This window comes from Nostoc mirabile CHAB5784 (genome assembly GCF_020829645.1).
Lineage (GTDB): Bacteria > Cyanobacteriota > Cyanobacteriia > Cyanobacteriales > Nostocaceae > Nostoc > Nostoc mirabile.
In genome coordinates, this window is sequence record NZ_JAIVFS010000209.1 from 1 (window position 1) to 6,390 (window position 6,390).

Below are 6,390 nucleotides of genomic sequence, written 5' to 3' on the forward strand. Positions count from 1 at the left end.
TTGATGAAATATTCTCAAACCCAGACAAGAAACTTGCCTTAACGCGAATGTCTGACAATTTGCAATTAATCGTGTCCGCATCAGCAGCGCGGGCGATGAGTTCTGACTCACAAGATGTGGTGCGTCGTCGAACGACTGATTTTTGGCACGCTAGAGACTACGAATGTTTTTTGCGGATGTTCAAGCAAGATGGGGGAGCAGGGTTTGAAATTACTTACCAAGCAACAACCAATCTCCCAAAAATTAATCCTTTGGCACCGTGGGCGCAGTTTACTACAAGCTATCGGTTTTTTGAAATTGATGTTGGCGGGCGCACAGAAGTGTACCGTTTGGGCGAAGGTAAAGATATCACCCCAATCAGTCGTCCCAGGGTTGTTTCATAATATAGCGAGGTTTCATGAGTGTAAGATTTCTAGAAAATAAGGGCAGTGGCAATATCCTAGAGATTAGTAAAGCTAGACTTTTAGAACTTACCCCGAATGTTTATCCTCTTACCTGGAAAGCGATTCTTTCAGGTAATGGTGATAGTGCAGCTATCTTGGGTGCAGGTTTTGCCGAACGTGAAGTTTTTTTTGGTTTTGAAGGAGTTGACTTGACGCACTACCAACTTCCGACAATCGACTGTTACGACATTGCTACTAATCCGCCAGAAAAGTTTTTAGCTTTATGCAGCCAATATCCAACCCTACAGTTAAATTATTTTTGCGATCGCAATCTAGCAGAACTAGAACTGACAAAACTTTACGCTCCAAATAGCCTGCGGCTAGTTTCGGTTCATGGAGTGTTAGATTATTTACAACCACATACGGTTACAGCAACATTACTTGATATCGTGAAGGTGCAGCCAGAGGCAATATCGATACGGCTATTTTTAATGGGCAACCCGTGGTCTCGGAATTTTGCGAGTATAGAGCAACTGGCGATAGAATTAGATTCAATAGAAATTACTACAAGTGGCTTAGTCGAGCCAATTGATTTTGATATATTTTGTCGTACAGGTGTTGTGCAATTAAATATTTTAGACCAGGATAAAATTGAACATAATTTGTTACCAAGTTACGGTGCATCTCATGTCATGCCTGATAAACTAGTTGGTTATTTCAATACTCAAGGATATCAGCTTGTTGCAACTGATGTGTACTCACTTTCTAGCCAAGATTTACAAAGTGAGGAATTGCAGAATCACAATAGTAATAAAGATTTATATTTAGATAATCCACATGGTATGTTGTTATTTTTCAAACGATAAATTACTCATTTTAATCGAGCTAATCAACGAAAAGGAATACGTCCACAAGGACAATTTATGAAATAATGTTGGTAATTAATATTGGCGACTGAGGTTAAGTAATTGATTCTGCTGATACGCGAACGCGCGACAAAAGAGCAACTTGACGAAATGCTCAAAGCTTGGGGAGTGTTTATAAAATTGGCAGTCGATATAGACAGAGAAATTCTTGCTGGAGGTAGTCAACTTCATTATGAGTGTGAAGAAGTTTTGTTGAAAGATGGTAGTAGACAAAAAGACATTTGGGGTGCTGATTGGTTTCCCTACACTCAAGAAGTAGGTTTTGAGTCGATTATCAACATCCGTCCCAGTCAAAATAATCGTACAATGGAAATTCAATCCGCTGAAATTAGAGAAAGAGTAGCTCTAATTACCCGACGATTGCTAGGAGGACTATACTATAATGCCTGATTGGAGAGCAATTGAAGCGAGTTTTTTACGCCAACCTAAAGCAAACCGCTTAGGGGAGTTGGCAGCTAGTTTAGCGCGTATAAAATCCCGATGCCAAAATCCAGCTAACCAAGGCTTAGTTGCTGCTTTTATTGAGGAAAGTCTATTTTTTGTTGGGTTGATTATCCCAGATACAGATACCGAGAAGGCAGGGGAATTAAACCAACTACAAAGCCAGTTAAGGGAGTGGCAGCAAGACTGGTCAAATATTTGGGCAAGCCCAACAGAACGTGGAAATATCGCTGCTGTAGCCAGTAATTGGTCAGAGCAAGTGTTGAGTATGTCAGGTTTGTTATCTGAATCAATTACTGCTTAAAAAGAGGGCGTTGCTATTAGGTATTCTGCGGTGCTTGGCTTATGGCATCCAACAAAAACAAACCTAAATCTTTATGCAGTGCTTCATTATGCTGCGGACACCCTGTTGAATGTAGACACCTTGGACAACCAGCTAACCAGCTTCACAATCACATTCAGCTGCTAGCGCGTATGCTTTAGCAGCGAAATTGGGCAAGTCGGAAAAGATAGCTTCTGCTGCTCCATTACCACCAGAGCAAGTGTCAAAAAAGTAGCCAATTGTTCTACTCCCTTTTTGCGTGACTATTCCATCCACATCTAGGCTGGAGGACAAAACTACCAGCGGTACAGCTTTTACTATCTGGTGTTGGATGCTATGGAGTGCCGTAAAATCAGCACTACTAGTCCACAATGTTTGATATTGTTCAGGAACTTCACCTCCTGTGGAGGTCATAATTTCTTGTTTGTACTTGTTGACTTGTATTTGTAGCGCCTTTTGTAGAGGTTCATTTATTTCCACCAGTACGCAGGGTGCTTGGTATTTTGTAACGTATGGCTCCTCAAATGCCACTTCTTTTTGAAGTTTTGTGACTTCAGCCGAACTTAGAGAACGCTTACATAAGGAGCAGCTTTTCCCTTCAAGCGGTTTTTTGTAGTTAGCACAGCGCTGATTTTTACAAGTCATCCCATAAGTGCGTTTCATCAACCGATAACCTGTAACAGAATTCGTAATTTCTCCCCAAACAAGGGTTAAACGTAACCTACCATCTTTAATTTTAGTGGGGATAATCTTGGATTCTGCCAGTGTAGAAAGTGGTTGAATATCTAGTTCTGATTCGGCTTCAGTAAATAAATCTGTATCTTTACCTAAAAACGCTAGTAGCGTTTCTCCTTTCTCTTCATTTAGACTTTCGCTACGGTAGGCTATTAACTGGCCGCTTTCATCTTGCACCATATATACTGCTTGGGGAAATACCTCCCGATGGGCTAGCGGAAGGGACATAATTTCTAAAATTTCGCCAGTATGCTTCTCAATTAGGGAAATCGAAGTTTGAGTGCTGCTTCTAATATTAATGTCCTTGTGGGGATAACCCCTTCCCCAGAGTTTTCCGTTATTACTGAGAAAAATTTTGTTTTGTTGTAAAAGAGAATCTGCAACCGCGCCGGCTGCTTTTCCAAAACGAGTATTGAGTTCCTTTAAAGCAAGACTACTTTCAATGCAGGCGCATTCTAAATGTTTGCCTAGAATTGTTGGATAGTCTGGGTTAAAAGCAGCACATTCAACTTCCCCTGACAGTAACTGTTCAGGATGCCGAGCGTAGAATACATCAATCGGGTTTTGTCCCAAGGGTAGATAAATCACAAGTCCATGCTGTTTGCGTCCGGCTCTCCCTACCCGTTGCCAAAATGACATGAGGCTACCTGGAAACCCCCGAATCAAACAGCAGTCTAGTTCAGGTAAATCGATTCCTGCTTCTAGCGAAGAAGTAGAAATAATCACCTTGATTTGTCCGGCTTGCAGTTTTTGAATAATCTCCCGACGGCGTAGACGCGAAGCGGCTTGTCGTCAGACATCGCCTGTCAAGGAACTGTAGAACACCGCCACCTTGCTTGTTAAATAACCTAACCCAACGCGTTGTGTTTCTCTTTGGATTAACCCTAGTAAACCTTTGACAGCAGCACGGGAATTACAGAAGACAATCCCACTGAGGTTATGTTGTAACCAGGAAATAACAATCTTGGAAGCTTCGACATTAGCTGCACTATTTGGAGCAAGGCATAACAGGGTACGTCCTGCATTAGCTGCACCACTGCGTTCAATTAGGTGTAGTCTTTGAGGTTGCTGGGTTCTGTTGCTAAACCTGAGTGCCATCTCTTGGGGATTGCCAATTGTGGCACTGGAACAGATAAATTGCAGCCTTTGAGAATTACCGCCAACAGCATCAACTGCTAACCTTAGCCGCCGCATCAAATTGGCAAAGTGTGCGCCAAAAGCACCAATATAGGTGTGGCTTTCGTCAATTACACAATAACGTAATTGTCTTAAAAACTGTCGCCATCCTTCTCCCGACTCTCGCCGGCGCACATTATAAAGATAGTGGTGCAACAAGTCGGGACTAACCGCCAAGATGTTTGGTGGATTGGGGATAAACAAGCGCTGCCGCTCGGATGCAGGTGTATCCCCCGTCATTAATGCGAGTTTTATGCGGTTGTTGGACATTGCCTTAACCAGCGATTGCAACTTTCGCATTTGGTCAAGGGCTAATGCCTTAAGTGGGAAAATATATAAAGCCGTTGTTTGCGGTTGCTTGATACACGATTCCAGAATAGCGAGATTGTAGCAGAGCGTCTTTCCGCTTGCCGTAGGGGTGGTAACACTCAAGTCAAAACCAGCACGTAACTTTATCAGAGCTTCTAGTTGGTGAGAAAAAATGCTGACGATACCGTTATTTTGCAACGCCAAACGTAAAGCGGGCGGTAAATCATTAGGTATGGGGTGAAGCATCCCTTGGTTGGCATTTTTGATATCTACTGCGGCGATCGTTGCTATCAGTTCTTGAGCGACAGACTGAAACGCCAGGTGGGGAATTTGTTGAATGCGTTCGGAAACTGTTGCAGTTACGACGTTAGTTTCTTCGAGCAACGTTGTGGAAGAAACTAAGTTGGCGTTACTTGATTTAATTGATCCAAGAGCGATCGCTTCTTCCCAATCGTCAAATTGAGTTGGATTAACCTCTTCAACAAACTTGACAATCAACCGCCTGCCCAACAACGCCATGACTTCCCCTACTCCGTATTCAGGGGAGTATATACGGTTGCCCACAGTCAACCATTCAGGCGGTTCCGGAACGGTTTGATTAGCGGCGCGGATAAGGGCAGCATAGTCGGTTGGTTTATTGTTGGTCACAAATCTACGTTTTTGCTACCAAAAAATATTTGTCATTTGTTAAGTATAAATCTAATTATTTAATTGCGGTAATATCGTCGTCACAAGATTTGCCGTAGTGTATTTTTACTTTATAGCTCTGCAATGGGAATTTTAGGTAAGTACACCCTACTTACCACAATATTGTGATGAATTGGAAGGATTGGTCTAACGTTACTTTTAGCGAACGTCATCACTTGCCTGAACGTTCGGGAATTTATGTCATTGCCGATATTAATGACTGCGTGTGGTATGTCGGACAAGCTGCTAATCTAAAAAATCGTTGGGTTAGTAGAACTCACCACAGATACCCACAATTAATTCGCTCCAACCGCAAACTTATGCACCGTATTTATTGGCAGGAGGTTCCAATCAACTGCTTGGACGAACGAGAAAGGTATTATATTAACTTATTTCAACCCGAACTCAACGGGTGTAAAGTGAAGAAATATTTGCCGAAACAACCACAAATAGAGCGAGAAATTAAGCGGTTATTGAGAGTTTTAAATAAACCAACAATGCTTTTTCCCGTGATTCGTTCTGTGGTAGCTGGCGAGTATAAAGACGAAGAGGGAACAAAGTGCATTTTAGTTATTATTAATATTAATGATGAGCAAATAATAAGTAATTCAACACGGAAGCGGTATGCAAATGAGGTCAGAAAAGCTTGGGAATATTATAAAACTTATTGTGGCAAAGACGAGCAGCAATACAGCCAACTATTGGTGAAAACTTACAATTTAAATGTTTGTAAGTTTGAATTTGTTATTGCTGATTGGGAGTTTTTTCAATATCTTGAAGATAATGCTGATGCTCGCACACAGTATGTTGAAGAAGTAGAAATTTTTAGTGAAAAAGTGAAAGCGTTAAAAAATCTAAGTATTTTTGAAAAAATATCCTTACAAGAGGAATATAGTTACATCAACTATGAGGGAAAGAAAAGCCTAACAAGCGCTGCTTATATCAGGTATCGTAGACCAATACTCAACTCCATTACAACAATTATCTCGTAATACCTATTATTGTCGCTTTAAATTAACAGCAGAAATTAAAAAAGATTTTCTAAGAATTGATTTTAAAGGTTATTGTACCGAAAATTTCACTCCTAAGAATCGCTGCTATTCCAATCCCATAAATGACTTTTGCCGCAACAAGAGCGTTGATTACTGCCTATTTTGGTATAAGAGAGAACTAGCATTATCGGGCTGGCCTCGGACTGAAATTCTATCACTTGAGTATACTCCCTTCATGCAGAAGTGGTTAAGCGAAGAAGGGGAGGAAATTTCTAATCCCTATCCAGATGGTGATAAGTTTGAGGCGATCGCTGCTTCTTTGTACCCGATTTTACAGCAGTACTTTCAAGTTTGAATTGGTGCTTGCGCTGCTCCAACCCCAACGAAGCAAGCAGAGGTAATTTCTCTTCTCTAGCTAT

General features: G+C 41.4%; 6 protein-coding genes and 1 pseudogene. 5 read left to right on the forward strand and 2 right to left on the reverse strand.

The window, feature by feature from the left end; translation table 11 throughout:
* The 4 genes and pseudogenes from LC653_RS44050 to LC653_RS44065 all read left to right on the forward strand — a co-directional run.
* Nucleotides 1-383 (forward strand): annotated as a pseudogene (locus LC653_RS44050) (hypothetical protein); the annotation flags it as partial.
* A 14-nt stretch (nt 384-397) separates the two neighbouring features.
* Nucleotides 398-1,249, forward strand: a complete 852-nt coding sequence (locus tag LC653_RS44055; protein ID WP_229501558.1) for a hypothetical protein — start codon at nt 398-400, stop codon at nt 1,247-1,249.
* A 102-nt stretch (nt 1,250-1,351) separates the two neighbouring features.
* Nucleotides 1,352-1,699 carry a DUF5674 family protein gene (locus LC653_RS44060; RefSeq protein ID WP_229501559.1) on the forward strand — a complete coding sequence of 116 codons (348 nt, stop codon included), beginning with the start codon at nt 1,352-1,354 and terminating at the stop codon, nt 1,697-1,699.
* Nucleotides 1,692-2,054 carry a hypothetical protein gene (locus tag LC653_RS44065; protein ID WP_229501560.1) on the forward strand — a complete coding sequence of 121 codons (363 nt, stop codon included), beginning with the start codon at nt 1,692-1,694 and terminating at the stop codon, nt 2,052-2,054. The genes LC653_RS44060 and LC653_RS44065 overlap by 8 nt, the downstream gene beginning before the upstream one ends.
* 132 nt (nt 2,055-2,186) lie before the next feature.
* Here the strand turns inward: LC653_RS44065 and LC653_RS44070 are convergent, their stop codons facing one another.
* Nucleotides 2,187-3,533: a Zn-binding domain-containing protein gene (locus tag LC653_RS44070; RefSeq protein WP_229501561.1), complete on the reverse strand. Its 1,347-nt coding sequence runs from the start codon at nt 3,531-3,533 to the stop codon at nt 2,187-2,189.
* Nucleotides 3,534-3,599: 66 nt separating this feature from the next.
* Nucleotides 3,600-4,940: a DEAD/DEAH box helicase gene (locus LC653_RS44075; protein WP_229501562.1), complete on the reverse strand. Its 1,341-nt coding sequence runs from the start codon at nt 4,938-4,940 to the stop codon at nt 3,600-3,602.
* Nucleotides 4,941-5,107: 167 nt separating this feature from the next.
* On the opposite strand from LC653_RS44075, the gene LC653_RS44080 reads away from it, so the two are divergent.
* On the forward strand, nt 5,108-5,971 hold the full coding sequence (locus LC653_RS44080; protein WP_229501563.1) for a GIY-YIG nuclease family protein: 864 nt from the start codon (nt 5,108-5,110) through the stop codon (nt 5,969-5,971).
* Nucleotides 5,972-6,390 lie beyond the last annotated feature (419 nt).